Here is a 25828-nt window from a genome sequence, read left to right as displayed (position 1 = left end):
CTGCCCAACCGACAATCCAGGCCTCCGGCCGGGCGACACCCATGCGACAGCCCACTGGCGCCGGGCGGGTCCCTCAAGCGACAATGGTCGTCTTGTTAGTCACTCAAAAGACAGACCATGGACGATCCCATTCTTACGATAGAGGAACGAGAGGCCATTAACAATGGCCGCTGGTTTTCATCCCTGTCCCCATCCCTGAGGCACGACATACTCCGATGCGCCTACGTCAAACGCTACAAAGACGGCGAACTCATCAGCGCGCGCGGCGACGTGCCCGAGGAATGGATCTCTTGCGCACGTGGGGCCATTCGTGTCAGCTCGACCTCGATTTCGGGCAAGCAGGTCACGCTGACCTATGTGGAGCCCGGCCTTTGGGTCGGCGATGTGGCGATCTTCGACGGAGAGCGGCGTACCCACGACTCCTATGCCCATGGCGAGACCACCTTGCTGTGTGTCTCGCGCGCCGATCTGCGCAAGATCCTGAGCCAGCATGTCGAACTCTACGAGGCCCTGTTGCGCCTGCATGCACGGCGCATACGGCAGCTCTTCGGTCTGGTGGAAGACCTCAACACCCTGCCCTTGCGGGCGCGGCTGGCCAAGCAGCTGCTGCACCTGGTGCGCAGCTACGGTGTGCCCAGCCTGGCGGACAGCGGCGAGGTGCGAATCGGCCTGCAGCTGGCACAAGAGGAATTGGCGCAACTGCTGGGCGCCTCGCGCCAGCGCGTCAACCAGGAGCTCAAATCCATGGAGCGCGAAGAAGCCATCCGGATCGAGCCGGGAGGCCTGGTGGTGCGCAACCGCACAACCCTGATGCGCATCTCTGAAGCTGAAATTGACAAATAAACAGAGACAACACGTTTGAGCATGAGCAATTTCGATCACTTTGTCGGTACACGGGCTGTTTCGGGTGCGCACGCTTTTGATCTCGAAGCCCTTGCCGCTTATCTCGACAAGCACCTGCCTGGCTTCCAGGGCCCGCTGACCGCGGAAATCTTCAAGGGCGGCCAGTCCAACCCGACGTACAAGTTGATCACACCCACCGCTTCTTATGTGATGCGCGCCAAGCCGGGACCGGTGGCCAAATTGCTGCCGTCGGCCCATGCGGTGGAGCGCGAATTCAAGGTCATGCAGGGGCTGCACGGCACCGACGTGCCGGTACCCAGGATGTATTGCCTCTGCGAGGACGAATCCGTGATCGGCCGCGCTTTCTATGTAATGGAATTCGTCGAAGGCCGCGTGCTATGGGACCAGTCACTTCCCGGCATGACCAGCGCCCAGCGCGGGGATATCTACAACGAGATGAACCGCGTGGTCGCCGCACTGCACAAGGTGAAGTTTACCGAGCGGGGCCTGGCCGACTACGGCAAGCCCGGCAACTACTTTGAACGCCAGATCGGCCGCTGGAGCAAGCAGTACGCCGCATCCATCACCCAGCCCATCGCCGAGATGAACAGCCTGATGCAGTGGCTGCCGGCCAACATCCCGGCCAGCGCGCGCGACGACAGCATGGTCTCCGTCGTGCATGGTGATTTCCGGCTGGACAACCTGCTCTTTCACCCCACCGAGCCGCGTGTGCTGGCCGTGCTTGACTGGGAGCTCTCCACCCTGGGCCATCCACTGGCCGACTTCAGCTACCACTGCATGGCCTGGCACATTCCGCCGGGCGCTTTCCGCGGCATTGGCGGGCTGGACGTGGTCAGCCTGGGCATTCCCACCGAATCCGACTACATACGCCTTTACTGCGAGCGCACCGGGCTGACCACACCCGAGGCGCTCAAGGTCGACTGGAACTTCTACATGGCCTACAACCTGTTTCGCATCGCGGCCATTCTGCAAGGCATTGCCAAGCGCGTCGAGGCCGGCACGGCTTCCAGCGCCCAGGCCGTCAGCTCGGCCGCCGGCGCGCCGCTGCTGGCCAGGATGGCCTGGGGCTTTGCCCTGAAAAGCCAGGGCTGAACGACCGCTGTCTCATAACAACATCGCCTCACATCTTTCTGGAGATTTCATGGACTTCAACTACACCCCCAAAGTACAGGAACTGCGGGCGCGCCTGCTCAAGTTCATGGACGAGCATGTTTACCCCAATGAGGCCCGCTTTTTCCGCGAAATCGCCGAGAACCGCGCCAAGGGCAATGCCTGGATCCCGACCAGGCTGGTCGAGGAGCTCAAACCCAAGGCGCGTGCCGCCGGCCTGTGGAACCTGTTTTTGCCGCACTCGCCGCGCGCCCCTGAAGGTCTGTCCAACCTCGAATACGCGCCGCTGTGCGAAATCATGGGCCGCGTGCCCTTTGCGGCCGAGGTGTTCAATTGCTCGGCGCCCGACACCGGCAACATGGAAACCATCGCCCGCTACGGCTCCGAAGCCAACAAGGACCAGTGGCTGGATCCGCTGCTCAAGGGCGAGATCCGTTCTGCCTTCCTGATGACCGAGCCGGAAGTCGCTTCGTCCGACGCCACCAACATCCAGTGCCGCATCGAGCGCGACGGCGACGACTACGTCCTCAACGGCCTCAAGTGGTGGTCATCCGGCGCGGGCGATCCGCGCTGTGCCATCTACATCGTCATGGGTAAAACCAACCCCGACGCCGGCCGCCACGAACAGCAGTCCATGATCCTGGTGCCCGCCAACACGCCCGGCATCGAGGTCATCCGCCCGCTGTCGGTCTTCGGCTACGACGACGCCCCGCACGGCCACATGGAAGTGCGCCTGACGAATGTGCGCGTGCCCGCCGCCAATTTGATGCTGGGCGAAGGCCGTGGTTTCGAAATTGCCCAGGGGCGCCTCGGGCCCGGACGCATTCACCACTGCATGCGCAGCATCGGCATTGCCGAGCGCGCGCTGGAGCTGATGTGCAAGCGCCTCAATACCCGCGTGGCTTTCGGCAAACCGATCGCAAGCCAGTCGGTCTGGCACGAGCGCATTGCCGAAGCCCGCTGCATGATCGAGCAGGCCCGCCTGCTGACGCTCAAGGCGGCCTACATGATGGACACCGTTGGGAATAAGGTTGCCAAGGCCGAGATCGCCATGATCAAGGTGGTGGCGCCCAACATGGCCTGCCAGATCATCGACTGGGCCATCCAGGCCCACGGCGGAGGCGGTGTGTCGGACGACTTCCCGCTGGCCTATGCCTACGCCAGCCAGCGCACCCTGCGCCTGGCCGACGGCCCGGACGAGGTGCATCGAGCTTCTCTGGCCAAGCTTGAGCTGGCCAAGCACTTGCTGATGCCCGGCGAAATCGAGATGCCCATAACGCGTGGCGGCTGATACGCTCAAATTTTGCTATTAAATCAATAGCTACTCGCGCTCACCCCATACGGCTAAAGTGCCAATTTCACCCTGAAAATGGCAATGCGATCAGAGCGTGATGTCGTTGGACAGGCCTGCAATGGCCGATTCGCAGGCGCTCGTGAAGATCTGGGCCGCATGTTCCAGCGTCGGCATGTCGGCGGGGGTGTATTGCATGCGCAGGTAAGCCTTGCCGCGCAGAATCATCAGGATAAAAGGCACTTGCGCATCTGGTGATGGCTCCGGCCAGTTCATCAGCAAGTCGACCAGGTGGGTGTCCAGCCAGGCCTGCGCATGCACACGCTGGTCTGCCATGACTGCGTAGCGCTGCCAGAACGGCTTGGGCAGGCTTTCCCAACCTACTTCCGAATACATGGCCAGCCAGCGCACCTCTTCCGGCATGCTCAGGTCTGCGGTGGTCTGCAGGGTGTCGGTATAGGCCTGGTAAGCACGTTTTTCAAGTGAATCCTTCAGTGCCCGGTTCATGACCAGCACCGTGACGTCGTCGTTGACCTTGATCTCACCGCGGGCGCGGAGTTCTTCGCCGCGGATGTAGTCGCGCGAGGCCCGGCCACGCTCCATCTTCCAGGGTTTGCCACTCACGGAACCTTTCAGGGCAAAACCCTTGCCTTCCCCCAGGCCGGTATAAGAAAAGCCGCGGGTACCGGCCCACTCGGACACGGCATCGTCGGAGGCGCCGGCGTCGCCCGCATCCCCCTTACCCCCGACAAAGACTTTCTTCAACCGCTCAAACATGGTTTTGGCTTTTCTCTTAAAGTGCAGCAACCTCATGTTAGTCCAAGGAAGCGCCAATGATCAATGTTTACTCCTGGCCCACACCGAACGGCCACAAGGTCCACATCATGCTGGAAGAATGCGGGCTGCAGCTGGACCGGGACTGGCAAGCGATTCCAGTCAATATCGGCACCGGCGACCAGTTCAAGCCCGAATTTCTGGCTATCAGCCCGAATAACAAGATTCCTGCGCTGGTTGACCCGGTCGGCCCCGACGGCAAGCCGATCCCGGTGTTTGAATCCGGCGCCATCCTGCTGTACCTGGCCGCAAAAACCGGCCAGTTTTTGCCAAAAAGCGACCGCCTCAAATTCCAGGTGCTGCAGTGGCTGATGTTCCAGATGGGCGGCGTCGGCCCCATGATCGGGCAAACCCACCATTTCCGGCAGTACGCGCCCGAGAAAATCGACTACGCCATCAACCGCTACACGAATGAAACGAAGCGGCTTTACGGCGTGATGGACAAGCAGCTTTCCACCCACAAGTTCATCGCCTGCGATGAATACACCATCGCCGACATCGCCATCTTCCCCTGGCTGCGCAATTGGCAAAACCACGGCATCGACTGGGCCGACTACCCTCACCTCAAGAAATGGTTTGACCTGATCAGCGACCGCCCCGCCGTGCAGCGTGGCGTCAAGGTACTGGCCGATCTGCGCAGGCCCATCACCGACGACAAGGCGCGGGAAATCCTGTTTGGCAAGACGCAGTACGAAAAACGTTGAGTCCGGCGGCGATCCGATACCAGGAGCGTTGTCCCCCGATTTGGGATCAGATCGCGTAGCGAGAACGCGTCAGCAAGCCCGAGCCGCACCGGAAGAGCCGGAGCGGTAAGTAAGGATAAAAGCGCATCGAGCTGACGCCCAGACAAGAAAATCGGCCGATAGCAAGCGTAGCGAGGACCCGTCAGCAAAGCCAAACCGTACCGCAGCGACCGGAACGTACCTTCGGGTACGTGAGGATCGCGAGGAACGTATTGGCTTTGATCACGGGTCCGCAGTAGCTTGAAGCGGTCGATTGGCCTGCCCGGAGGGGATCGAACCCCCGACCCTCAGCTTAGAAGGCTGATGCTCTATCCAACTGAGCTACGGGCAGTCTGTATGTGTGTCAGCGCGGCGGAGCCGCAAACGTGCGAACTGCAGGATTCAGTTCGTCGCGAATCATACCTTCAAACGCCTGCCGGATACCCCGGGCAACAGGGTCGGACATGTCCGGCACGCAGTGATTCGGACACGGCGGTTTGTTGTGGTTCTCACACACCGCAATGACTCACCTATGGCTGGCTCCCTGTCAGGGGTATATTGTCTACACGAAAGAAACGCAAAGGCACGCACATGACCCGACCAATCCTGCTGCTGGTGGAAGACAACCCTGCCCATGTAGAGCTCACCACGGTGACATTGCAGGAAAACGGTGCGGACCATGAAATCATCGTTGCCCGCGACGGCACGGAAGCCCTGGAATACCTTTTCTGCGAAGGTGCTTACAGCAACCGGCCCAACGACCATCCGCCCGAACTCGTCATGCTGGACCTGAATTTGCCCGGCCTCAGCGGGCTGGAAGTCATGCAGCGCATGCGGGCCGACCCCCGCACCTTCTTTGTACCCGTCATCCTCCTGACGTCCGAATCCAAATACTCCCCGGTGGTGAAAGAGCTCCAGGGCGGGCTTAACAGCTACGTGCGCAAGCCGCTGCACTTTCGGGATTTTCAGGAAAAACTGGAACAGGTGCGCGAATACTGGCGCACATCCAACTTTGGGTCGTTACTCAAGCCCTGAAAACGCCGCCGTTGGCGAGACTGAGGGCTGCCAAGGCCGAACTGGCGAGGCGCCCCAACAGACAGGCGTGAAAAAGCCCACATAAGTGGGCTTTTTGCTGGGAATTTTTGGTCGGAGTACAAGGATTCGAACCTTGGACCCCCTGGTCCCAAACCAGGTGCGCTACCAGACTGCGCCACACTCCGACTAGTCAAATATTATAGCCTGAACCCGCTACACTTTCCCGCACCCCTCCTCATTTTTTCCATTCACTGGATTACCCAATGAAACTTCGCCTCGTTGCCCAGCCTGATCCGCACCGGCCCGAGGGGAAGGCTGGCAGCAGCCTTGCCGCCGCATGATGATGCGGGCCGCCGCCGGGGCCGTGTCCTGGATCGACAAGGGTCTGACACGCATGACAGCAGTATTCGGGCTGCTGGTGCTACCGCTGGCGGCACTGCTGCTGGCCCAATGGCCGCTGCGCGAACTCGTCCAGGCCTACTCACGCCAGGCCAATGATGCGGCGCAAGTGCTATTCGCACTGTACGTGGCTGTAGCCGTGACCGCGGCCTCCAGAAGCCATACCCACCTCGCTTCCCTGCAGCCGCACCCTTCCGGCGCACCCCGCCCGCGCTGGCATTCCTGGGCGCTGCTGGTCTGCATCGCGCCCTGGGCGCTGTTCATGCTCTGGGCCGGCTGGCCACTACTGGTGGCTTCCGTGGCTACTTTCGAACGGTTCGGTGAAACACTCAGCCCGGGTTACTTCGTGATCAAGATCGCGATGGTGTTGATGCTCTTGCTGGTGCTGGCGGAAGGCCTGCTCGAACTCCTGCCGCACGGCCGCGCGCCGGGCTCGCCATGAGTTTCACCGGCCCCCTCGCGGGCTTGTGGATGCTTCTGCTCCTGGGCGTGCTGATTCTCGCCACCGGCCTGCCGGTCTGGGCCTTGCTGATCGGCGTCTCCAGCTTATTCGCCACGTTGGGCCTGGCCGCAGGCGCTTTTGACCTCCAGATCTTGCAGGCCCTGCCCGTGCGAACACTGGGCCTGCTGGAAAACGATTTGCTGCAGGCTATGCCGCTGTATGTCTTCATGGGCGTGTTGCTGCAGCGCCTGACAGTGGCCGACGCCCTGTTCTCCGCCTTGCTGCGGCTGTTCCGGCCCCTGGCCGGCGCGCACGCCCTCTCGGCCCTGGGTGTCGGCGCCCTTATCGCGCCCATGAACGGCTCGGTCGCTTCCAGTTCGGCCCTGCTTTCGCGCCTGATAGCACCGCGCATGGCGCACCTGGACACCGCGCAGGCCATCTCCATCATCAGTGTGGCCGCCACCATAGGCGTGGTAGTGCCGCCTTCTCTGGTCTTGCTGCTGCTGGGCGATGCCATGATGCTGGCGCACCTGGAAGCCAGCCGGCTGCCGGGCTACCTGCAGGCCGGCCAGCGCATCATCAACACCCAGGACGTGATGCATGCCGCGCTGTTGCCCGCCCTGTGCGTACTGGCGCTCTGGGCCCTAGTGGCCTGGCGCCAGGCGCGAAAGCTTCAGGAAAAGCCGCAGCACACCCCGCTCAGCCGTGCGCAGGTGGCAGTCGCCCTGCTCGCGGGCGGCACCATCGTGCTGCTGTTGGCCGGCGTCTTTACCGGCAAGCTCTATGCGGTGGAAGCGGCGGCCACGGGTGCCATGCTGCTGGTCGCAGCCGCCCTCGCGGGCCGCTCGATTTCGGCGGCAGGCTGGCAAGCGGTGCTGGCCGACACGCTCAAGCTCAGCGGTGCCCTGTTTGCACTCCTGGTGGGTGCCACTACCTTCAGCCTGGTCTTCCGGGTGTTCGGCACCGACCGCTGGCTCAACGGCCTGCTGCTGGGCTCCACGCTACCGCCGGGCGTGACGGCGGCCCTGGTACTGCTGCTGGTGGCCTCGTGCGCCTGGGTGCTGGATGCGTTCGAAATGATTTTTGTCATCGTGCCCATCGTCGCGCCGGCGCTGATCGCGCGGCTGGGCGATGCCCAGCAGGCGGCAGTGTTGCTGCTGCTGGTGCTGCAGCTGAGTTTCCTGATACCGCCCATGGGCTATGCCGTGCTGATGGCCCGGGCCCGCTCGGGCCTGCCGGCCGTTTCGAGCCGGCGCCTGTTGGGCGCGCTATGGCCCATGCTGCTGGTGCAGGTGGCGCTCACGGTGGTGGTGTTCGCCTTTCCGGCCGCGGTGCATTGGCTGGACACGCCGGCCCCTGTGGCTTCTGAGAAAGCGCCAATGGCCGAAGATGAGATCGCGCGCCAGATACGGGAGATGTCGCGCGTTGAGTCCCCTGAGCCGGGCACCGCCGCCGCGCCCTGAGTCGTTCCAGAACAGGGTTCTTGAACCGTTCGCCAAAAAGGAGACCGTAATGGCCATCAGGATCGTCAGGCTGGGCACGGCGCGAAGTGCCAACGAAGGTTTGCGCATAGGCACGGTGCGAAGACCGCCGCGCGGCGTGCCGAAAACCGAGTTCGCCTCGCAGGACTGGTATGACGTCTGGTACCCCAGCCTCGCGCCCAGCGTGGAAACCATGAAGTTGGGCCAGTCGGTTAACTCCGACAAGGACTGGGCAGCCTTCAGCAAAAAATACCGGGCTGAAATGAACGAACCCGATGCCAGCCGCAACCTGGACCTGCTGGCGGCGCTGTCACACCAGGCGAATTTCGCCATGGGCTGCTATTGCGAAAACGAGGCGCGTTGCCATCGCTCGCTACTGCGGGACTTACTCAAAGAACGCGGCGCAAATATCGCCTGAGGCTGGTGAAGCGGTCACGTCAAATCAAGCCGGGGCCGCGGGACTGGCTTTGCCAGACCGCAGGCGCAGCGGCCCCTCGGGGGGCAGGGAACTACACGAAGTGAGCGACCGTGGGGGCCATATTCACAATTTGACGTATTCGTACTCCAAGGGGTTGGCGTTGATACCGCGGTCCGGCGGCGCGATCCAGGCGGCCATCTTGCCGGGTTCGGTAACTCGGTTCATCAGGCTTTTGACAAATGCCGTATCGGCCGGCGTGGGCAGCCACTGGTCTTTTTTCGCTTCGAAATCGGCGGCGCTGATCGGGTTGCCCTGCGGGTCGGTGAAATTACCGGCCCAGGCGCCGACCGCGCGGCGAAAACGTGTGGACGGCAGGGTCAACTCAAAATCCACACCCGCGCGCTTGATGCCCATGTTCCAGCGCGTCACGCCGACATTGCAGTCCTTGACGTACTCGAGGCGCGTGATCTCATTCATGCCGTTGCGGGTCGAGATCGTCTCGTTTTTGAGACCGCCCTGCCCGTTCGGCACCACGATGCTCATCTCGGTTTCGAGTTCCACGTGGTCGGCGAACTTGGCTTCGTCCGGCCGGCCCTTGATGCCGTTGCTGAAGTAGTTGGCGGCGTTCGACGACGCTTCCGAGCCGAACAGGTCCAACGACGACGTGAACCAGAAGTTCATGAATTTCTGCACCGTGGGCAGGTCGATTACACCGGCTTTGCGCAGTGTGGCGACGTCGTCGGTGTCCAGCTCTTTCATCACTTCCAGCGTGCGTTTGATGACACGGCCAACCCCGGTCTCGCCCACGAACATGTGGTGGGCTTCCTCGGTCAGCATGAAGCGCGTGGTACGCGCCAGCGGGTCAAAGGCGGATTCTGCGAATGACTTGAGCTGGAACTTGCCGTCGCGGTCGGTGAAGTAGGTGAACATGAAAAAGCTCAGCCAGTTGTCCATGGGCTCGTTGAAAGTGCCCAGGATTCGCGGCTTGTCGGCATCGCCGCTGTGGCGCATCAAGAGCTCTTCCGCTTCTTCGCGGCCATCGCGGCCGAAGTGCGCATGCAGCAAATACACCATGGCCCAGAGGTGTCGGCCTTCCTCGACGTTGACCTGGAAAAGATTGCGCAGGTCATACAGCGACGGCGCGGTGTGGCCCAAGAGGCGCTGTTGCTCGACAGACGCCGGCTCGGTGTCGCCCTGCGTCACGATCAGACGGCGGAAGGTCGAGCGGTATTCGCCGGGCACGTCCTGCCAGACGTCTTCACCCATGTGGTCGCCAAAGCCAATCTTGCGACCCTCTTCCTTGTCAGCCAAAAAGATGCCCCAGCGGTAATCGGGCATGGGCGTGTAGCCGTAGCTGGCCCAGCCTGATGCATCCACGCCGACAGCAGTGCGCAAATAGACTTCCTTGGCCTTGAAGTCGCTGGGACCCATTTCGTCCCACCAGTTCAGAAAGGCGGGTTGCCAGTGCTCCAGCGCGCGCTGGAGCTGGCGGTTTTCGCCCAGGTGGACGTTGTTGGGGATGAGGGCTTGCAGATCTATTGAGCTCATGGCGTTCTTCCATCAAATAAGTTGCGAGGCGGCAGCAGCAATGTCAGTACCAGTGCCAGCGCGGAACCGGCTTTGCCGGGCCGCAGGTGGCGCCCCCTGGGGGGAGGCGCCGCAGGCGCTTCGGGGGGTTACACCCTCTTCCAGTCGAACTTGGCTTTCTTGCCCGTGCCGAAAAGTTTCAAGGCACCGTCCTCACCCACCGCATTCGGACGAATGAAAATCCAGTTCTGCCAGGCCGAGAGCCGCCCAAACACGCGCGTCTCCATCGTCTCTTTCCCCGGGAAGCGCAACGAGGCTTCCATGCCGGTCATGGCGTCGGGCGAGAGCGAAGCACGCTCTTCCAGCATGATGCGGATCTCGTCTTCCCAGTCAATGTCGTCGGGCGTCAAGGTCACAAGGCCCAGCGCCAGCGCCTGATCAGCGCGCAGCGGGCTGTCGCCGAGTTTTTGCAACTGTGCAATGGTGGCATCGTCTTCGCAGAATCGGGTTTGCAGGCGCGTCAGGCCATTGACGGCGGGGAACCAGCCGAAGTTGGCCGGACTCAGTTGCAGCGCAGGCGCGGCGTCTGGTGAATCGGGCAAGTCCAGCATGTAGATGCGGTCGCAGGCCAGAGCCAGTTCGTAGAAAGTGCCGGCAAAGCACGAACCCGCATCGACCAGCGCAATCAGCGAACGGCTGGTGACGTCCAGCCGGGCCAGGGTGCGGCGCAGCGCACCCGTGGTTTCCTTGACCAGCCAGTGGTCTTTCAGTTTGGCCAGCGTTTCGTCCATGCGGATCACCTGGCCGGCATCGCCTGTGGTCTTGATGACCCAGGTGCCGACTTCCAGTTCGTTGGTGCGCAGGTTGAGGATGGCGTCATCCAGTTCGCGCTGCAATTTCAGCGGGTACCAGTTGGCGCCTGCGGCTTCGATGGCATCGGGCGTGGACTCAATGGCTGCGGCTGGCGCCTTCACCGTGATGGTGGCAATGCGCTTTTCACGGTCGACCTGCGCATCAACGAGGCTGTATCGGTAGCCGGCATCATCAATGACGGCCTTCAGCGGTGTGAGTTCAATGCCTTTTGAGGCTGCAGCCCTTGTAGACTGTGCGCGAAGTGCTTCAATTTCTGTAGCAAGCAGATCGCCAAACTGCTGCGGCTTGGCGTGGGCGTCGATCAGTTTCCAGTCCTTGGCGCGGTCGGCGCGCACGCCTTCGCTGGTGGTGCAGAAGATGTCTGCCAGATCGCGGCGCACCTTGCGCTTGTCGGTCACGCGGGTCAGGCCGCCAGTGCCGGGCAACACACCCAGCAAGGGCACTTCAGGCAGGCTGACGGTGGAAGAACGGTCGTCCACCATGATGATACGGTCACAGGCCAGGGCCAGCTCGTAGCCGCCGCCGGCACACGCGCCGGTCACGGAGGCAATCGCCTTGAGGCCGTCATGGCGCGAGGAGTCTTCCAGGCCGTTGCGGGTTTCGTTGGTGAATTTGCAGAAGTTGACCTTCCAGCCGTGCGTCGACAGGCCCAGCATGTAGATGTTGGCGCCCGAGCACCAGATCTTTTCCTTGCCCGACTCGAACACCACCACCTTGACGGCCGGGTGCTCAAAGCGCACACGGTTGATCGCGTCGTGCAGTTCGATGTCCACGCCGAGGTCATAGCTGTTGAGCTTGAGCTTGTAGCCGGGCTTGATGCCGCCGTCTTCGTTGATGTCCAGCTTCAGACGCGCGACGTCACCCTCCACGCTCAGCGTCCAGTGCTGGTATTTGCTGGGGTGGGTGGAGAAACTCACGAGCTCGCGCTCCTGGCCTTCGATGACCTGTTTGAATAAAAGCGGTTCTGTCATGGCGTTCATGGGGTGTCTCCGGTTATGCCCGTTCGACGGTGTCGCGGACGGTTGTTTTGGGAACGGCGCGTTCCAGGTCTTTGAGGCTTTGTTTCAGTGTGCGCGCAGCGGTATCAACCACGGCGTCGGCGCGGGCATAGAGCGCTTCGCGGCTCGAAAGGATGCGGCGGATGTCTTCCATCGCCTCGTCGGTCGCGCCGCGGGTCGTGTCGAAAGGCCGCATGTCGCCCTGGGCCACCACGCGGGCCATGTGTTCTTCGGGGCTGGCTTTGAGCCAGACGCAGTAAAAACGGCTTTGCAGCAAATCGAAGGTTTCGCGCTCGCTCACGATGCTGCCGCCCGTGGTCATGACAACGCCATCCGGGTGGTCTTCGGCGATGCGGAACAGCGCGCGGCGCTCATAGCGCCGGTAGCCGGCCTGCCCATGCAGCAGCAAAATTTCGTTCATGCTGGTACCGGCTTCGCGTTCAATCTCGCGGTCCAGCTCGATAAAAGGCACGCCACGCTCGGCCGCCAGCTGGCTGCCCAAGGTGGACTTGCCGGCGCCACGCAGGCCGATCAGCGCGACCCGCTGCTCGCGGCCCAATGAGTCGCTGAGGCCGAAGGTGCTGCCGAGCAGGCTGTAGGCCTGGTCCAGTTGCGAATCATCCAGCCGCGTCAACAAGCCCTGCACACGGGCCAAAGCCGGCCGCGGCGCGTCCTGCAGCAGCTCAAGGATAGAGATGTTCAGCGCGCGGGCCGCGGCTTCCAGGGAATTGATCGAAACGTTGCCCTTGCCGGTTTCCACATCGGCCAGAAAGCGTTCGCTCAGGCCAGAGTCCGACGCCAGCTGTTTGCGCGTCATGCCCCGGCGCGCGCGCCACGCACGAACGCGGGCGCCCAGTTCACTGAGCGTGGCTTTCGATTCCTGTTCGGACATGATTTCCAAGAAGCACCTGTGTAAAAAGTCGCCCTTTCAGGGCTTTGCCAGTTGCATTTCGTCTAAATTGCAGTATACTTCAGGTTAAATTGATGTCAAGCAGTTTAGTGCATCTTTTATTTGGAGACTTCTTGATGAAACTCAAAATCCTTGTAGGTACCATGACCAGTACCGCCGACTATGTGGCACAGGCCATACAGATGGATTGCGCCGACCTCGTGAGCGACATTGAAGTCGAACTGATGGACAACCTGGACATCAGCGTCTTTGATGCTTCGAAGGCGGAAGATGCACTTTATCTCATCTGCAGTTCTACCTACGGCTCTGGTGATGTACCCGACAACGCCCGTGCCCTCTACGAATCATTGAGCGCCAACCCACAATTCCTGGGGCATGTGCGCTACGGCGTTATCGCGCTCGGCGACCGTACCTATATGCAGACCTTCTGCTTCGGCGGCAAGAAGTTCGACGAACGCCTGACCGACCTGGGCGCCCAGCGCATCGGCGATATCTGGTGCCACGACGCCAGCAGCGGAACCATGCCCGAAACAGAAGGCACTGAGTGGTGCCGCCAGTGGCTCACCGGCGCACTGCAGACGCTGGGAGCAAGCCCGGCCACCGCTTGATCTGCATCATGAATTTATAAGAAATCGGCCCGTAGCGCTTGATGTGCATGCGCAAGCAGCTACCAAAATAATAGCAAGAGCAATCTGGAGACAAGCATGCAAGCAAGCAGCGCAGACCATTCGGCAAGCCCGCCACGGGTAACCATTCCGCGCAATTACAACGCCGCGCACGACCTGCTGCAGCGCAATGCCGGCCGTGCGGGCAAGGTCGCCTTCATCGATGCCACCACCGGCGAGGCGCTGACTTACGGCGAACTCATCGACCAGGCCCACCGTTTTGCCAACGCCTTGCGTGCCCAGGGGGTGGCCCCTGAAAGCCGCGTGCTGCTGGCCATGCTGGACACGCCGCAGTGGCCCGTCGCTTTCCTCGGCTGCATTCTTGCGGGTGCGGTGCCCGTGGCGGCCAACACCCTGCTCACACCTCCCGACTTCGAGTTCATGCTGCGCGACTCGCGGGCACAGGGCCTTATCGTCTCCAGTGCCCTGCTCCCGGCCTTTGAGCCACTGCTCAAAAAAATGGACACGCTAAAAACCGTGATCGTCGCCGGCATTGAAGAATCCCCGCGATATCCCACGCTGAGTGGCGTCCTGCGTGCGCAAGAAGCTACCAAAACCATAGCAGACACCTGCGCCGATGGGGTCTGCTTCTGGCTTTACTCCAGCGGCTCGACCGGTGCACCCAAAGGCACCGTACACCTGCACAGCCACCTGATCCAGACGGCCGAGCTGTATGGCCGCGGCGTGCTTGGCATCCGGGAAGACGACGTGGTGTATTCCGCTGCCAAGCTCTTTTTTGCCTACGGCCTGGGCAACGCACTGACTTTTCCCATGAGTGTGGGTGCCACCACGGTGTTGCTGCCCGCGCGGCCCACGCCTGCTGACGTGTTTGCATTGCTCAAAAAATACCAGCCCACGATTTTTTATGGTGTGCCCACCTTGTATGCGGCCCTGCTGGCCGATCCGGCCCGGCCGGCGAAGTCCGAGTTGCGCCTGCGCGTGTGCACCAGCGCCGGGGAAGCCCTGCCCGCTGAAATCGGAAAAAAATGGACCGCGCAATACGGCTGCGAAATCCTGGATGGCATCGGCTCCACCGAGATGCTGCACATCTTTTTAAGCAATCGTCCCGGCCAGGTGCGCTACGGCACAACCGGCCAGGCCGTGCCGGGTTACGGGCTGCGCATCATCGGCGACGACGGGCGTGAATGCGCCGACGGGGAAATCGGAGAGCTGCAGATCAGCGGGCCCAGCGCGGCCATCATGTACTGGAACAACCGCACCAAGACCAAAGCCACCTTTGCCGGCGAATGGACCAAGAGCGGCGACAAATACACCCGCGACGCTGACGGCTACTACACCTACGGCGGGCGCAGCGACGACATGCTCAAGGTCGGCGGCATTTACGTCTCGCCGTTTGAAGTCGAAGCCTGCCTGATGACGCACCCCGCCGTACTGGAAGTGGCGGTGATCGGCGTGGCCGACGCTGACGAACTCATCAAGCCCAAGGCCTATGTGGTGCTCAAGGCCGGGCAGGCCGCCACCGTGGACGAACTCAAGGCCCATGTGAAGCTGCAGCTTGCACCCTACAAATACCCGCGCTGGATTGAATTTGTGAGCGAACTGCCCAAGACGGCCACCGGCAAGATCCAGCGCTTCAAGCTGCGCCAGCCGCACTGACATGGAAAACCCCGGGAAGCAGGCAGCCGGAAAATACCCTGCGCCGGCGGGCCGAAAAAATGCGCAAATCGGGCACGGCTATTGCTTTAGGTGTAAACAATTTAATCTTCAATCTCGGGTTTTACACTAGGGCTGCATACACAACGCACGCTTACTATTCGTCTCACTGTCTTCAGTCTCAACCAGGAGCTATTCCATGACTTCACGCCGACTTGTATTGACCCGCAGTGCTGCCGTTATCGGTGCCGCTTCCACCGGCCTTTTGCTGCCCGAAATCGTGCGTGCGCAGTCCGCCAAGGTGCGTGTGGGTTTCATGCTGCCCTATACCGGCACCTTCGCCCAGCTCGGCGTCGCCATTGAAAACGGCTTTCGCATGGCCATCAACGAACAAGGCGGCAAACTCGGCGGCCGCGAGATCGAATACTTCAAGGTCGACGACGAGTCCGAACCTTCCAAAGGCATTGAAAACGCCAACAAACTGGTGCAGCGCGACAAGGTCGACGTGCTCGTCGGCACGGTGCACTCGGGCGTGCAGATGGGCATCCAGAAAGTCGCCCGCGACTCCGGCGTGCTGAGCCTGATCCCCAACGCCGGCGTGCACGCCGCCACGCGCAGCCTGTGCGCGCCCAATGTGTTTCGCACGTCTTTCACCAACTCGCAGCCCACGCGCGCGCTGGGCAAGGCCATGGTTGACCGCGGCCACAAAAAGGCTGTGTGGATCACCTGGAAATATGCCGCAGGCGACGAGGCCTTTGAAGGCTTCAAGGAAAGCTATACCGCTGCGGGCGGCACCATCGTCAAGGAGCTCGGCCTGCCCTTCCCGCAGGTCGAATTCCAGGCCTTGCTGACCGAAATCGCCGCGCTCAAGCCTGACGCCGTGGCCTGCTTCTTCGCCGGCGGCGGCGCGGCCAAATTCATCAAGGACTACGCCGCCTCGGGCCTGAAGGAAAAAATTCCCCTGTACGGCTCCGGCTTCCTGACAGAAGGCGTGCTCGAGGCCGCCGGCCCCGCTGCCAACGGCATCATCACGACCATGCACTACAGCGACTCGCTACCGACGCAGCGCAATGGCCAGTTCCGCCTGAGCTACGCCAAGACCTTCCGACTGCAGCCCGACGTCTACGCCGTGCAGGGCTACGACACCGGCCTGCTGCTGATTCAGGGCGCCAACGCGGTGAAGGGCGACCTGAGCAGCAAGCCGGCCCTCTACAAAGCCCTGGAAGGCGCCGTCATCGACAGCCCGCGCGGCAAGTGGACCATGAGCCCGTCGCACAACCCTGTGCAGGACATGTACCTGCGCGTGGTCGAGAACAAGGAAAACAAGGTGATTGGTGTGGCAGCCAAGGCGCTGGCCGACTCGGGCGCCGGCTGCAAGATGGCCTGAAGACGTGGCCCCCACGGTCGCTCACTTCGTGTAGCTCCCTGCCCCCCGAGGGGGCCGCCCGCCTGCGGTCTGGCAAAGCCAGTCCCGCGGCTCATGCTGGTATGAAGTCACATGGGCCGCCCCGCCTCATTCTTAGGTAAAACTGGTATGAGGTGTGCTTTCTGTCTTGTAGCATCCTCACCATGACGCTCACTACCTACCTCCTCTACGTCGCAGCAGTCGCCCTGCTGATCCTCACACCCGGCCCGACCATGCTGATGTGCATGACGAATGCGCTCAACCATGGTCCGCGCAAGGCCATGACTTCGGTGGCTGGAAGCGTCAGCGCGGTGCTGTGTGTGATGCTGCTGTCGGCCATGGGACTAGGCGCGTTGCTGGCGGCGTCTGAAACCGCCTTTACCGTAGCCAAGGTGATTGGCGCTGCATATCTGATCTGGTTGGGGATCAAGACCTTCCGCAGTGAAGCGGCTGTCTTTGATCCTGCCGCAGGTGAAGCACCAGCCCAGCGCCGTTCGTTTTTCCTGCGCGGCTTCCTGGTCGGCGCCAGCAACCCCAAAGCGGTCCTGTTCTTTGCCGCGTTCTTCCCGCAATTTTTGAATCCGGCCGCGCCCTTTGTGCCGCAGTTCGCCATCCTCGCCCTCACCTTCATGGCGTTTGAGTTCACCGTGCTGACCGGCTGCGCCTTGGGCGTGGCGCGCATCGCACCGCTGCTGAGATCCAGCCGGGCCGTGCGCTGGTTTAACCGCGTTTCGGGTGGCCTCTTTACCCTGATGGGCAGCCTGCTCCTATTCACTCGCCGACATACATGAGCCCCCACGTTCGCTCACTTTGTGTAGCTCTCTGCCCCCCGAGGGGGCGCTGCGCCTGCGGCCCGGCGAAGCCGGTTCCGCGGCCCCTGCTGGCTGGCATTGCCGTCAATTCACAGTCTCCGAATTTTTAGAGCGCACATGGATCTAGCCAACTTCCTCATTCAGTTGCTCAACAGCGTCCAGTACGGCCTGCTGCTGTTCATGCTGGCCGCCGGCCTCACGCTGATTTTCGGCATCATGGGTGTGGTCAACCTGGCTCATGGCAGCTTCTACATGCTGGGCGCCTACCTGGCCTGGTCGCTCAGCACGCTGACAGGAAGCCTCACGCTGGCCATCCTGCTGGGCGCGGTGCTGTCGGTCGTCTTCGGGCTGGCTTTGGAGTGGTTGCTGTTTCGCCATTTCTACCAGCGCGACCACCTGGACCAGGTGTTACTGACCTTCGGCCTGATCTATATCTTTGAAGAAGTGCGCTCCATCCTCTGGGGCGACGATGTCCATGGCGTCACGATTCCCGACCTGCTGGGCGCCTCGATCCCGCTCACCGACAACCTCTCCTACCCGGTCTACCGCCTCTTCATGTCAGGCGTGTGCATCGCGCTGGCACTGGGCCTTCATTTCATGATCTCCAAAACCCGCCTGGGCATGAAGATACGCGCCGGCGCCTTTAACCGCGACATGGCCGAATCGCTGGGCATCAACATCAAGCTGATCCACGCCGTGGTGTTCGCGTTGGGCGTGGGCTTGGCCGCAGTGGCCGGCATGATCGCCGCGCCCGTGGCCAGCGTCTATCCCAACATGGGCTCGCAAGTCCTCATCATGTGTTTTGTGGTGGTGGTCATTGGCGGCATCGGCTCGGTGCGCGGTGCGCTGATTTCCGCCTTGCTGGTCGGCCTGGTCGATACCTTTGGCAAAGTGCTCCTGCCTTCGATGGCGGGCATGCTGGTGTATATGTTGATGGCAGGCGTGCTGCTCTGGAAACCTGAAGGTCTGTTCAAGCAATGAGCTCTGCCAAAGCAAATCTCGAAATCCTGCCGCGCGGCGTGCAGGTGGCGCTGGGCCTGGGTCTGATCGCGCTGGTCGCCTTCCCCTTCGTCGGCACCGACTTCTACACCCAGATGGTCACGCGCATGATGATCATGGCGATCTTTGCCATGAGCCTGGACCTGCTGCAGGGCGTGACCGGTCTGGTGTCGCTGGGCCACGCGGCTTACTTCGGCCTGGCCGGCTATGCGCTGGCCTTTTTAACACCCGCCGGCGAGCCTGTCAGCCTGTGGTGGACCTTGCCTGTGGCCGTGGCGGCCTCTGGCCTGGCCGCCCTCATCATCGGTTTCTTTGTAGTGCGCACGCACGGCATCTACTTCATCATGGTCACCATGGCCTTCGCGCAAATGGTGTTCTACCTCTTCTTCGACAACAAGGCGCTGGGCGGCTCTGACGGGCTGTACGTCAACTTCAAGCCGAGCGCAGCCATCTTCGGCTGGGTGCCCTTCGACCTCGACAAGAAGGTCACGCTCTACTACTTCACGCTCGCGGCCGTGCTGCTGGTTTACGCCTTCTTGCGCCGCCTGCTCTGGAGCCCGTTTGGCCGCACGCTGGCCGGCATACGCGTCAACGAGCACCGCATGCGCGCCATGGGCTTCGGCACCTTCGGCTACAAGCTCTCCGCCTTCACGCTGGCCGGCGCGCTGGCGGGTCTGGCGGGTTACCTGTGGGGTGCGCAAACGGGCTACATCAACCCCGAGCTCATGGGCTTTCACATGAGCGCGCACGCGATCATGATGGTCATTTTGGGCGGCATGGGCAATTTTGCCGGTGCCATCGTTGGCGCGTTCGCCTTTGAGTATTTGCTGCACGTCTTCAAGGACCTGCCGCAAATCGGCAGCGTCAACCTGGGCAAGCACTGGCAGCTGTGGATGGGCCTCTTTATCGTGCTGCTGGTCACGTTTGCGCCGCGCGGCATCCTGGGCTTGGTCGAAAAATTCACCCAGCGCAAGAATAAGGCGGAGGCTGGCCATGAGTGAAGTCCTCCTCAGTGCAAAGAACCTGACAAAACGCTTCGGCGGGTTGGCTGCCGTCAACGACGTATCGGTCGATCTCTGGCGCAACCACATTCACGCCGTCATCGGCCCCAACGGTGCCGGCAAATCCACGCTGACCAACCTGCTCTCTGGCGACTTGCCGCCGACCTCGGGTACGGTCACGCTGGGCGGGCATGACATCACTGGCTGGACACCCGAAAAAATCTCGGGCAAGGGACTGGGGCGCAGCTACCAGAAGACCAATATCTTCCTGCCCTTCAGCGTCTGGGAAAACGTGCGGCTGGCGTCACAGTCGCGTGCGCCGCATGCCGCGCACTGGCTCAAGCGTGCCACGAACTTCGCGGCAGTCAACACCCGCGCCGAAGAAGCGCTGGAACTGGCTGGCCTGCAACACCGCAAGCACAGCATCGCCGGCACTATCAGCCACGGTGAGCAGCGTCAACTCGAAATCGCCATGACCCTGGCCACCGAGCCGCAGGTGCTGCTGCTCGACGAGCCGCTGGCCGGCATGGGTGTGGCCGAAGCCGAGCGCATGGTCGCCCTGCTGCAGGCCATCAAGAAAAACCACGGCATCCTGCTAGTCGAGCACGACATGGACGCGGTGTTCGCGCTGGCCGACAAGCTCACCGTGATGGTCAACGGGCAGGTGATCGCCAGCGGCACGCCCGCGCAAATCCGTGCCGACGCAGGCGTGCAGGCAGCGTATTTAGGCGAGGAGCACTGAGAATATGGCCCCCACGCTTTTCACTTCGAGCCTGCGGCGCGCTGCCCCTTTCACTTCACCAGGGGCTGGCCTTGCTTGGGGCGGCCCGGCGCTGCGGCCCCGCCTGGAGACCTTATGAGCATGGTTGAGAAACAGATCGACATCCTGATCGGCGCCCAGGACATTCACACCTATTACGGCGCCAGCCACGTACTGCGCGGCATAGACTTTCACGTCGCGCGCGGCGAGACCATAGGCCTCATGGGCCGCAACGGCATGGGCAAGAGCACGCTGCTCAAAAGCATCATGGGCCTCGTCAAGCCACGCTCGGGCTCGGTCGCCATCAACGGCAGGCCCATGACGGGCGCCCCGCCCTACGAAATCGCCCGCCTCGGCATCGCCTATGTGCCCGAAGGCCGCGGCATCTTCGGCAACCTCAGCGTGACCGAAAACCTCAAGATGGCGGCGCGCGCCGGCAGACCAGGAAGCGCCGCAGACGGCGTGGGCCGCAGAAACGACTGGACCTACGAGCGCGTGCTGGAGACCTTTCCGCGCCTGAAAGAACGCCTGAACCACGGCGGGCAGCAGCTTTCCGGTGGCGAACAGCAAATGCTGACGATCGGCCGCGCACTGATGACCAATCCCGACGTGCTGATCCTCGACGAAGCCACCGAAGGCCTGGCGCCGCTGATTGCGCGGGACATCTGGCGCATCTGCGGCCTGATCCGAGAGACCGGCATCAGCAGCGTGATCGTCGACAAGAACTGGAAACACGTCACCCAGATTACCGACCGCAATGTCATCCTGGTCAAGGGCCAGGTGGTATTTGAAGGCAGCTCGGCCGAGCTGCACGCCAAACCCGAACTGCTGGCGCAATACCTTGGCGTATGAGCCGGGAGTCACCATCCTGGCATGACTGAAACTTTGGCCGCCCAGAAATGTCCAAGCGCTTTTCCGTCAGTCCCTAGCCGCCGCTGCGGCCGGCTGGCAAAAGTTGGCAAGCCCAAGCGCAGGGCGCCGACGGGCGCACGCAACGCGGCGTCGGCCTGAACGCACAGTTCGCCCGGGAGCGGTCACCATGAAAGTATCACCGGCCACCTCAACGCTGGGCCTCACCGTGCTGGCCATGCTCGCCTTTGCGGGCAACTCGCTCCTGTGCCGCCTCGCACTGCGCAGCACACCGATTGACGCGGCCAGCTTTACAGCCCTTCGCATCGCTTCAGGTGCGCTGGTGCTCTGGCTTTTCATGTGGCGGCGTGGTGTCACGGCGACCGGCAACTGGCCGTCGGCCGGTGCGCTGTTCGTGTACGCTGCCGCATTCTCGCTGGCCTACGTCAGCCTGCCGGCAGCCACGGGCGCGCTGCTGCTGTTCGGCTCGGTGCAACTCACGATGCTGGGCACCGGGCTGGCCCGCGGCGAACGGCTGGACGCCAGGCAAAGCGCCGGCCTGGTAATTGCCGTGGCGGGCCTCATCGCGCTGTTGCTGCCCGGCGCCGCCGCACCAAGCTTGCCATCGGCCTTGCTGATGTTGCTGGCCGGCATGGCATGGGCGGTGTATTCGCTGCGCGGAAAACACGCCGGTGATGCGACGCAGGCCACCGCAGGAAACTTCCTGCGCGCCACACCACTGGCACTGTTGTTGGCCTGTTTGATGTTCCCGCAACTGATCTGGGACATGCGCGGGGCGGCGTATGCGGTGACCTCTGGTGCGATCACTTCCGGGATGGGCTACATCATCTGGTACGCGGCGGTGAGGCGGCTTCCCGCCACTACGGCGGCCTCGGTACAACTTTCAGTGCCGGCCATTACCGCACTGGGCGGCATCGTCTTTCTTGGAGAGCCGCTGGGCTGGACGCTCGCCGCTAGTTGCACGGCCATTCTGGGCGGCGTCGCGCTGGCCGTGCGCCCTTCGCCACCCAAAAGCTAAAGCAGCGAACGCAGCTCCCTCGCGGCATCCAGCAGCAAGGGCAGCAATTCGCGCCGCATGGCCTCCGGCCTCAGCCGCTGCGGCGACGACACCACATTGAGCGCGGCCACCGTGTGCCCCTGCATGTCACGCAGCGGCACGGCCAGGGCGTGCACACCCAGTTCATGCTCTTCACTGGCCACGCAGTAGTCGTCAAGCCGCACCTGGTCAACAAGGGCGCGTAGTTTGCGCGGATCGGTCGTCGTGTGCAGGGTCAACCGCGCCAGGTTGCCTGTGTCGGTCCTGGCTTTCAGCCATGCATTGAACCCGGTTTTAGTCTTGGCAGCCAGCAGCACGCGCCCGGTGGAAGTCGCATGCGCCGGCAGGCGCGCACCGAGGTGCAAGCCGTAAGCCAGCACGCGCGCCGGCGTCGCCCTGCCGCTGTCTGCCGGTGACTTCCACTCAAAACCGCTGCGGCCAATGATGACAATCTCGTCGCCGTCCAGCACTGCGACGGAAAACGACTCCTGCGTTTGCGCGGCCAGCCGGTTCAGCGCGGGTTGAACAGCGCGCGGCAGGCGTGCGGTGGCCAGGTAGCTGCCTGAAAAGCGCAGCACCTTGGCAGCCAGCCAGAAATAGCTGCCGTCGGTTTCCAGGTAACCCAGGTGTGTGAGCGTGAGCAGGTGGCGGCGCGCGGCCGCCCGCGTGATGCCCGCGCGTTCCGCCGCCAGCGTGGCGTTCAGGCGCTGGCGCTGCGTGTCAAAACTCTCGAGCACGGCCATGCCTTTGGCCATGCCTTCAATCATGTCGGGCTTGGCGATCGGGAAAGCGCCGGTTTTCAAAGCGGTTTTTGAGATGACCATTGCGCGATCATCGCACAAGTGAGCCGGACATCGTGCAAAGCCGCGGCCACGCGCTGGGCGCGGCGCACGCAGCCGCATAACCTTCTCGCTTGGGGCACATTGCCCGACAAATTGAACGGAGACACCATGCGCGTACAGGTAGCCATCGTGGGCGGCGGCCCCGCCGGGCATTTGCTGGGCCAGCTGCTTCATAAGGCCGGCATCCATGCCATCGTGATTGAGCAGCGCAGCAAAGAGTATGTGCTGGGACGCATACGCGCAGGCGTGCTGGAGCAAGGTACAACCGACCTGCTTGACGAGGTCGGTGTAGGCGGCCGCATGCACAAGGAAGGGCTCGTGCACGGCGGCTTTGCCCTCGGCTTTGGCGGCACCCATCACCGCATTGACCTGCAGCAGCTGACCGGCGGCAAACAGGTGATGGTCTACGGCCAGACCGAAGTCACGCGCGACCTGATGGACGCGCGCGCCGCAGCAGGCCTGGCAACCGCGTATGAAGCCGAAAACGTGAGCCTTCATGACTTTGACGGGCCACACCCCAAGGTGCGTTATGTGCAGCACGGCGTGGCGCACGAAGTGGAATGCGACTTCATCGCCGGCTGCGACGGTTTTCACGGCGTGAGCCGCGCCAGCGTGCCGGCCAATGCGCTGCAGACCTTTGAGCGCGTCTATCCCTTCGGCTGGCTGGGCGTGCTGTCAGAGACGCCGCCCGTTTCCCACGAACTCGTCTACAGCAACCACACGCGCGGTTTTGCCCTGTGCAGCATGCGCAGCCACACCCGCAGCCGCTACTACGTGCAATGCCCGCTGGACGACAAGGTGGAGAACTGGAGCGACGACGCCTTCTGGGACGAACTGCGCCGCCGCCTGGCGCCCGAGCTGGCGGAAAGCCTGGTCACAGGTCCCTCTATTGAAAAAAGCATTGCGCCGCTGCGCAGCTTTGTCGCCGAGCCCATGCGCTTCGGCCGCCTCTTCCTGGCAGGCGACGCGGCCCACATCGTGCCGCCCACGGGCGCCAAGGGTTTGAACCTGGCGGCCAGCGATGTGCGTTACCTGGCACGCGCGCTGACAGAGTTTTACGACGGTAGCGAGGCCGGTATCAACAGCTATTCAGACACCTGCCTGCGCCGCGTCTGGAAGGCTGTGCGTTTTTCCTGGTGGTTCACGTCACTCATGCACAAGTTTCCCGATGCAGGCGGCTTCGGGCAAAAGCTCCAGGAGGCAGAGCTGGATTATTTGATCCATTCGCAGGCCGCTTCAACGGCGCTGGCTGAAAACTACGTGGGCCTGCCGCTTTAAGCAGCCTTTTTCTGCGGGCCTTTTCCTTTTGTCAGGCCGTGCTCGCCGCACTGATCGCCTGCCGGGCCCATACCAGCAACTGCGCCGGGTCATCGAGCAGCTCCGCTGGCGCGGCGTAGTACTTGCGCACCTGCACCACACCGTTCTTTGTTGAGTAGCTGAAGGGCTTGGAGCCCTTCTTCTCATATGCCGGCCGCGAGGCGTCGTCCACCCGGAAGTACAGGGTGTTGCCCATGACCATGGCGAACTGCTTTCCACGGTGCTTCATCGCATGACCACCAAAGAACTTTCCATCGCGGATGTCTCCCAATGGCACCAGTAGCTCCTGCACATAACGGACGAATTCGGCGCTGGCGCTCATGCTGCCCGCCCGGCTGCAGAGATTTTTTGTTTGATTTTCATGAAGGCCATTATGGCGATGGCCGCCTGCCGGCCGTCAGGCATTGCGGGTCATTGAAGGTGGCCGGATTGGCGCGGTCACAGGGAATGCTGCAATTGCCCGCACCCCGGCAAGCCGACTTGACGGATTCCTTGGCAGTTTGTTCCCAGTTGATATCAGCGCAGGCGCTGAGCAGGGCGACCAGGGCCGCGGCGATGGCAAGGCGTTTCATGAGGAAGCTCCGAAGCAGGATCAGGTGGTGTCGTCCGGCCGGGAAACCAGCAGGTCCCCCGGCTGGCAGTCGAGGAATTCGCAAATGCGCATCAGCGTGTCAAAGCGCACGCCCTTGACCTTGCCCTGCTTGAGCAAGGACAGGTTGGCTTCGGTGATGCCGACATACGCGGCCAGGTCTTTGGACCTGGCCTTGCGTTCAGACAGCATCACATCGAGCTTGACAACGATGGGCATGCGGCAAGCGGTGATCTGTGATCGGCGAAAGAGTCAGACGAACTGCGCGTTCTCTTCGGCCAGTGCCACTGCCCGCGCCATCACGGCGGCGATTTGCCAGACCATGCCGGCAAACAGCAGCGTCAGCAGTTCATTGCTGCCCATGCCCAGGGACAGCGCACGTTGGCCGGCCGGTGCGCCGGATGTCAGCACCAGGGTGATCAGCGTTGAAGACACCACGCTGGCCACCACCGACGCAAAAATACCGGCGGCAAAACCGCGCAGGTATTTGACAGTGCGCACACTGAAATATTCGGCCTGCGAAAAGCCGGAGAAGCAGCGCATGGCACACACCAGCCCGTACGACGCGCAGCACACCGGCAGCACGCCCAACAAGGCAGCAAAGCTTTTCTGGGCCAGCGTGACGTCAAGCGCCGCAGCCTGCGATGCCGACAACACAACCCCGGCGCGCAACAACAGGCTTTCAACGGGCGTACTGAGCAGGTGGTAAGCCACCGCCAGCGGCAATGCCACCGCCAGCAAGGCACAAGCCCAGGCCAGCACGCTGCTAATACCCTGAACATCCGGCCCGGCGGGGGCCATGGGAGTTGCCGTATTTTTCAAGGGAGCACCTCTTTGCCTTGTTTAAAGGCTTCCAGTGTCTCAGATTAATTACTGTTAAACAATAATTAATAGTCATAAAACAGAAATTTTCTTCCCCTCCAACCAACCGGCAATGACACCTGTGAAGCCGCCACTCAAGGGTTTGAGGTAAATTGACCCCACAACCGCCCGGTGCCCGACGCTTTGCGGCCC

General features: G+C 62.3%; 27 protein-coding genes and 2 tRNA genes. 18 read left to right on the top strand and 11 right to left on the bottom strand.

Annotated elements, in window-relative coordinates:
• Positions 1-117: 117 nt before the first annotated feature.
• Genes AC1DWQ_RS09650 through AC1DWQ_RS09640 form a run of 3 tightly spaced genes read left to right on the top strand, consistent with a single transcriptional unit; the run spans position 118 to position 3265 of the window.
• On the top strand, positions 118-843 hold the full coding sequence (locus tag AC1DWQ_RS09650; protein ID WP_477669417.1) for a Crp/Fnr family transcriptional regulator: 726 nt from the start codon (positions 118-120) through the stop codon (positions 841-843).
• A gap of 21 nt (positions 844-864) precedes the next feature.
• Positions 865-1956: a phosphotransferase gene (locus AC1DWQ_RS09645; RefSeq protein WP_477669416.1), complete on the top strand. Its 1092-nt coding sequence runs from the start codon at positions 865-867 to the stop codon at positions 1954-1956.
• A 49-nt stretch (positions 1957-2005) separates the two neighbouring features.
• Complete coding sequence (locus tag AC1DWQ_RS09640) at positions 2006-3265, top strand: acyl-CoA dehydrogenase family protein (protein WP_477669415.1); 1260 nt, start codon at positions 2006-2008, stop codon at positions 3263-3265.
• 90 nt (positions 3266-3355) lie between these two features.
• Here AC1DWQ_RS09640 and AC1DWQ_RS09635 read toward each other — a convergent pair whose 3' ends face one another.
• The gene (locus AC1DWQ_RS09635; protein ID WP_457280747.1) at positions 3356-4042 is read right to left on the bottom strand and encodes a hypothetical protein; all 687 of its coding nucleotides are present in this window, start codon (positions 4040-4042) and stop codon (positions 3356-3358) included.
• 56 nt (positions 4043-4098) lie between these two features.
• Between AC1DWQ_RS09635 and AC1DWQ_RS09630 the strand changes: the two genes are divergently transcribed.
• Complete coding sequence (locus AC1DWQ_RS09630) at positions 4099-4803, top strand: glutathione binding-like protein (protein ID WP_477669414.1); 705 nt, start codon at positions 4099-4101, stop codon at positions 4801-4803.
• Positions 4804-5096: 293 nt separating this feature from the next.
• Here AC1DWQ_RS09630 and AC1DWQ_RS09625 read toward each other — a convergent pair.
• A tRNA-Arg gene (locus AC1DWQ_RS09625) sits at positions 5097-5173 on the bottom strand.
• Positions 5174-5412: 239 nt separating this feature from the next.
• Between AC1DWQ_RS09625 and AC1DWQ_RS09620 the strand changes: the two genes are divergently transcribed.
• Positions 5413-5856, top strand: a complete 444-nt coding sequence (locus AC1DWQ_RS09620; RefSeq protein ID WP_477648732.1) for a response regulator — start codon at positions 5413-5415, stop codon at positions 5854-5856.
• A 108-nt stretch (positions 5857-5964) separates the two neighbouring features.
• Here the strand turns inward: AC1DWQ_RS09620 and AC1DWQ_RS09615 are convergent.
• A tRNA-Pro gene (locus tag AC1DWQ_RS09615) sits at positions 5965-6041 on the bottom strand.
• A 209-nt stretch (positions 6042-6250) separates the two neighbouring features.
• Here AC1DWQ_RS09615 and AC1DWQ_RS09610 point away from each other — a divergent pair.
• From AC1DWQ_RS09610 to AC1DWQ_RS09600, 3 genes are read left to right on the top strand one after another with little or no spacing between them, the layout of a single operon-like run.
• Positions 6251-6697 carry a C4-dicarboxylate ABC transporter substrate-binding protein gene (locus tag AC1DWQ_RS09610; RefSeq protein ID WP_477669413.1) on the top strand — a complete coding sequence of 149 codons (447 nt, stop codon included), beginning with the start codon at positions 6251-6253 and terminating at the stop codon, positions 6695-6697.
• Complete coding sequence (locus AC1DWQ_RS09605; RefSeq protein ID WP_477669412.1) at positions 6694-8160, top strand: TRAP transporter large permease subunit; 1467 nt, start codon at positions 6694-6696, stop codon at positions 8158-8160. The genes AC1DWQ_RS09610 and AC1DWQ_RS09605 overlap by 4 nt, the downstream gene beginning before the upstream one ends.
• A gap of 49 nt (positions 8161-8209) precedes the next feature.
• Positions 8210-8596, top strand: a complete 387-nt coding sequence (locus tag AC1DWQ_RS09600; RefSeq protein ID WP_477669411.1) for a DUF488 domain-containing protein — start codon at positions 8210-8212, stop codon at positions 8594-8596.
• Positions 8597-8719: 123 nt separating this feature from the next.
• Here the strand turns inward: AC1DWQ_RS09600 and boxB are convergent, their stop codons facing one another.
• The 3 genes from boxB to AC1DWQ_RS09585 all read right to left on the bottom strand — a co-directional run bounded on the left by boxB (position 8720) and on the right by AC1DWQ_RS09585 (position 12886).
• Positions 8720-10144, bottom strand: coding sequence for a benzoyl-CoA 2,3-epoxidase subunit BoxB (gene boxB / locus AC1DWQ_RS09595; protein WP_477669410.1), 1425 nt, complete (start codon positions 10142-10144; stop codon positions 8720-8722).
• Positions 10145-10272: 128 nt separating this feature from the next.
• Positions 10273-11967, bottom strand: a complete 1695-nt coding sequence (gene boxC / locus AC1DWQ_RS09590; protein WP_477669622.1) for a 2,3-epoxybenzoyl-CoA dihydrolase — start codon at positions 11965-11967, stop codon at positions 10273-10275.
• A gap of 22 nt (positions 11968-11989) precedes the next feature.
• Positions 11990-12886, bottom strand: coding sequence for a helix-turn-helix transcriptional regulator (locus AC1DWQ_RS09585; protein ID WP_477665943.1), 897 nt, complete (start codon positions 12884-12886; stop codon positions 11990-11992).
• A gap of 134 nt (positions 12887-13020) precedes the next feature.
• Here AC1DWQ_RS09585 and AC1DWQ_RS09580 point away from each other — a divergent pair, with 134 nt between their 5' ends.
• The 9 genes from AC1DWQ_RS09580 (at position 13021) to AC1DWQ_RS09540 (ending at position 22048) form a co-directional block, all read left to right on the top strand.
• A complete protein-coding gene (locus AC1DWQ_RS09580; protein WP_457280740.1) occupies positions 13021-13512 on the top strand; it encodes a flavodoxin domain-containing protein in 492 nt (163 codons plus the stop codon).
• Between the two features lie 96 nt (positions 13513-13608).
• On the top strand, positions 13609-15186 hold the full coding sequence (locus tag AC1DWQ_RS09575; protein WP_477669409.1) for a benzoate-CoA ligase family protein: 1578 nt from the start codon (positions 13609-13611) through the stop codon (positions 15184-15186).
• 196 nt (positions 15187-15382) lie between these two features.
• Positions 15383-16570 (top strand): ABC transporter substrate-binding protein, encoded by a 1188-nt coding sequence (locus AC1DWQ_RS09570; protein WP_457280738.1) that lies wholly within the window; start codon positions 15383-15385, stop codon positions 16568-16570.
• 182 nt (positions 16571-16752) lie between these two features.
• Complete coding sequence (locus AC1DWQ_RS09565) at positions 16753-17379, top strand: LysE family translocator (RefSeq protein WP_457280737.1); 627 nt, start codon at positions 16753-16755, stop codon at positions 17377-17379.
• Between the two features lie 138 nt (positions 17380-17517).
• Positions 17518-18381, top strand: a complete 864-nt coding sequence (locus tag AC1DWQ_RS09560) for a branched-chain amino acid ABC transporter permease (protein ID WP_477669408.1) — start codon at positions 17518-17520, stop codon at positions 18379-18381.
• Positions 18378-19400: a branched-chain amino acid ABC transporter permease gene (locus AC1DWQ_RS09555; protein ID WP_477669407.1), complete on the top strand. Its 1023-nt coding sequence runs from the start codon at positions 18378-18380 to the stop codon at positions 19398-19400. The genes AC1DWQ_RS09560 and AC1DWQ_RS09555 overlap by 4 nt, the downstream gene beginning before the upstream one ends.
• On the top strand, positions 19393-20142 hold the full coding sequence (locus tag AC1DWQ_RS09550) for an ABC transporter ATP-binding protein (protein WP_477669406.1): 750 nt from the start codon (positions 19393-19395) through the stop codon (positions 20140-20142). Before AC1DWQ_RS09555 ends, AC1DWQ_RS09550 begins: the two co-directional genes overlap by 8 nt.
• Positions 20143-20256: 114 nt before the next feature.
• On the top strand, positions 20257-21012 hold the full coding sequence (locus AC1DWQ_RS09545; protein ID WP_477669405.1) for an ABC transporter ATP-binding protein: 756 nt from the start codon (positions 20257-20259) through the stop codon (positions 21010-21012).
• Positions 21013-21199: 187 nt separating this feature from the next.
• Positions 21200-22048 (top strand): DMT family transporter, encoded by an 849-nt coding sequence (locus AC1DWQ_RS09540; protein ID WP_477669404.1) that lies wholly within the window; start codon positions 21200-21202, stop codon positions 22046-22048.
• Here AC1DWQ_RS09540 and AC1DWQ_RS09535 read toward each other — a convergent pair.
• Positions 22045-22890, bottom strand: a complete 846-nt coding sequence (locus AC1DWQ_RS09535; protein ID WP_477669403.1) for an IclR family transcriptional regulator domain-containing protein — start codon at positions 22888-22890, stop codon at positions 22045-22047. The genes AC1DWQ_RS09540 and AC1DWQ_RS09535 overlap by 4 nt on opposite strands.
• 126 nt (positions 22891-23016) lie before the next feature.
• Here AC1DWQ_RS09535 and pobA point away from each other — a divergent pair, with 126 nt between their 5' ends.
• On the top strand, positions 23017-24186 hold the full coding sequence (gene pobA / locus AC1DWQ_RS09530; RefSeq protein ID WP_477669402.1) for a 4-hydroxybenzoate 3-monooxygenase: 1170 nt from the start codon (positions 23017-23019) through the stop codon (positions 24184-24186).
• A gap of 31 nt (positions 24187-24217) precedes the next feature.
• On the opposite strand, the gene AC1DWQ_RS09525 is transcribed toward pobA, so the two are convergent.
• From AC1DWQ_RS09525 to AC1DWQ_RS09510, 4 genes are read right to left on the bottom strand one after another with little or no spacing between them, the layout of a single operon-like run.
• Positions 24218-24547 carry a TfoX/Sxy family protein gene (locus AC1DWQ_RS09525; protein ID WP_477669401.1) on the bottom strand — a complete coding sequence of 110 codons (330 nt, stop codon included), beginning with the start codon at positions 24545-24547 and terminating at the stop codon, positions 24218-24220.
• Between the two features lie 49 nt (positions 24548-24596).
• Positions 24597-24797, bottom strand: a complete 201-nt coding sequence (locus AC1DWQ_RS09520) for a hypothetical protein (RefSeq protein ID WP_477648716.1) — start codon at positions 24795-24797, stop codon at positions 24597-24599.
• A 20-nt stretch (positions 24798-24817) separates the two neighbouring features.
• Positions 24818-25033, bottom strand: coding sequence for a helix-turn-helix domain-containing protein (locus AC1DWQ_RS09515; protein WP_092127875.1), 216 nt, complete (start codon positions 25031-25033; stop codon positions 24818-24820).
• 33 nt (positions 25034-25066) lie between these two features.
• Positions 25067-25636, bottom strand: a complete 570-nt coding sequence (locus AC1DWQ_RS09510; protein WP_477665937.1) for a DUF2975 domain-containing protein — start codon at positions 25634-25636, stop codon at positions 25067-25069.
• Between the last annotated feature and the right edge of the window lie 192 nt (positions 25637-25828).

This window comes from Polaromonas sp. P2_G11, from assembly GCF_056403595.1.
Note: the sequence above shows the minus strand (reverse complement) of the source record. Positions and strands in the feature narration are given on the sequence as shown.

Bases quoted from the DNA above. Each gene is read 5' to 3' on its own strand.
- AC1DWQ_RS09650 (WP_477669417.1), top strand. From the start codon at position 118: ATGGACGATCCCATTCTTACGATAGAGGAACGAGAGGCCATTAACAAT.
- AC1DWQ_RS09645 (WP_477669416.1), top strand. From the start codon at position 865: ATGAGCAATTTCGATCACTTTGTCGGTACACGGGCTGTTTCGGGTGCG.
- AC1DWQ_RS09640 (WP_477669415.1), top strand. From the start codon at position 2,006: ATGGACTTCAACTACACCCCCAAAGTACAGGAACTGCGGGCGCGCCTG.
- AC1DWQ_RS09635 (WP_457280747.1), bottom strand. From the start codon at position 4,042: ATGTTTGAGCGGTTGAAGAAAGTCTTTGTCGGGGGTAAGGGGGATGCG.
- AC1DWQ_RS09630 (WP_477669414.1), top strand. From the start codon at position 4,099: ATGATCAATGTTTACTCCTGGCCCACACCGAACGGCCACAAGGTCCAC.
- AC1DWQ_RS09620 (WP_477648732.1), top strand. From the start codon at position 5,413: ATGACCCGACCAATCCTGCTGCTGGTGGAAGACAACCCTGCCCATGTA.
- AC1DWQ_RS09610 (WP_477669413.1), top strand. From the start codon at position 6,251: ATGACAGCAGTATTCGGGCTGCTGGTGCTACCGCTGGCGGCACTGCTG.
- AC1DWQ_RS09605 (WP_477669412.1), top strand. From the start codon at position 6,694: ATGAGTTTCACCGGCCCCCTCGCGGGCTTGTGGATGCTTCTGCTCCTG.
- AC1DWQ_RS09600 (WP_477669411.1), top strand. From the start codon at position 8,210: ATGGCCATCAGGATCGTCAGGCTGGGCACGGCGCGAAGTGCCAACGAA.
- boxB (WP_477669410.1), bottom strand. From the start codon at position 10,144: ATGAGCTCAATAGATCTGCAAGCCCTCATCCCCAACAACGTCCACCTG.
- boxC (WP_477669622.1), bottom strand. From the start codon at position 11,967: ATGACAGAACCGCTTTTATTCAAACAGGTCATCGAAGGCCAGGAGCGC.
- AC1DWQ_RS09585 (WP_477665943.1), bottom strand. From the start codon at position 12,886: ATGTCCGAACAGGAATCGAAAGCCACGCTCAGTGAACTGGGCGCCCGC.
- AC1DWQ_RS09580 (WP_457280740.1), top strand. From the start codon at position 13,021: ATGAAACTCAAAATCCTTGTAGGTACCATGACCAGTACCGCCGACTAT.
- AC1DWQ_RS09575 (WP_477669409.1), top strand. From the start codon at position 13,609: ATGCAAGCAAGCAGCGCAGACCATTCGGCAAGCCCGCCACGGGTAACC.
- AC1DWQ_RS09570 (WP_457280738.1), top strand. From the start codon at position 15,383: ATGACTTCACGCCGACTTGTATTGACCCGCAGTGCTGCCGTTATCGGT.
- AC1DWQ_RS09565 (WP_457280737.1), top strand. From the start codon at position 16,753: ATGACGCTCACTACCTACCTCCTCTACGTCGCAGCAGTCGCCCTGCTG.
- AC1DWQ_RS09560 (WP_477669408.1), top strand. From the start codon at position 17,518: ATGGATCTAGCCAACTTCCTCATTCAGTTGCTCAACAGCGTCCAGTAC.
- AC1DWQ_RS09555 (WP_477669407.1), top strand. From the start codon at position 18,378: ATGAGCTCTGCCAAAGCAAATCTCGAAATCCTGCCGCGCGGCGTGCAG.
- AC1DWQ_RS09550 (WP_477669406.1), top strand. From the start codon at position 19,393: ATGAGTGAAGTCCTCCTCAGTGCAAAGAACCTGACAAAACGCTTCGGC.
- AC1DWQ_RS09545 (WP_477669405.1), top strand. From the start codon at position 20,257: ATGAGCATGGTTGAGAAACAGATCGACATCCTGATCGGCGCCCAGGAC.
- AC1DWQ_RS09540 (WP_477669404.1), top strand. From the start codon at position 21,200: ATGAAAGTATCACCGGCCACCTCAACGCTGGGCCTCACCGTGCTGGCC.
- AC1DWQ_RS09535 (WP_477669403.1), bottom strand. From the start codon at position 22,890: ATGGTCATCTCAAAAACCGCTTTGAAAACCGGCGCTTTCCCGATCGCC.
- pobA (WP_477669402.1), top strand. From the start codon at position 23,017: ATGCGCGTACAGGTAGCCATCGTGGGCGGCGGCCCCGCCGGGCATTTG.
- AC1DWQ_RS09525 (WP_477669401.1), bottom strand. From the start codon at position 24,547: ATGAGCGCCAGCGCCGAATTCGTCCGTTATGTGCAGGAGCTACTGGTG.
- AC1DWQ_RS09520 (WP_477648716.1), bottom strand. From the start codon at position 24,797: ATGAAACGCCTTGCCATCGCCGCGGCCCTGGTCGCCCTGCTCAGCGCC.
- AC1DWQ_RS09515 (WP_092127875.1), bottom strand. From the start codon at position 25,033: ATGCCCATCGTTGTCAAGCTCGATGTGATGCTGTCTGAACGCAAGGCC.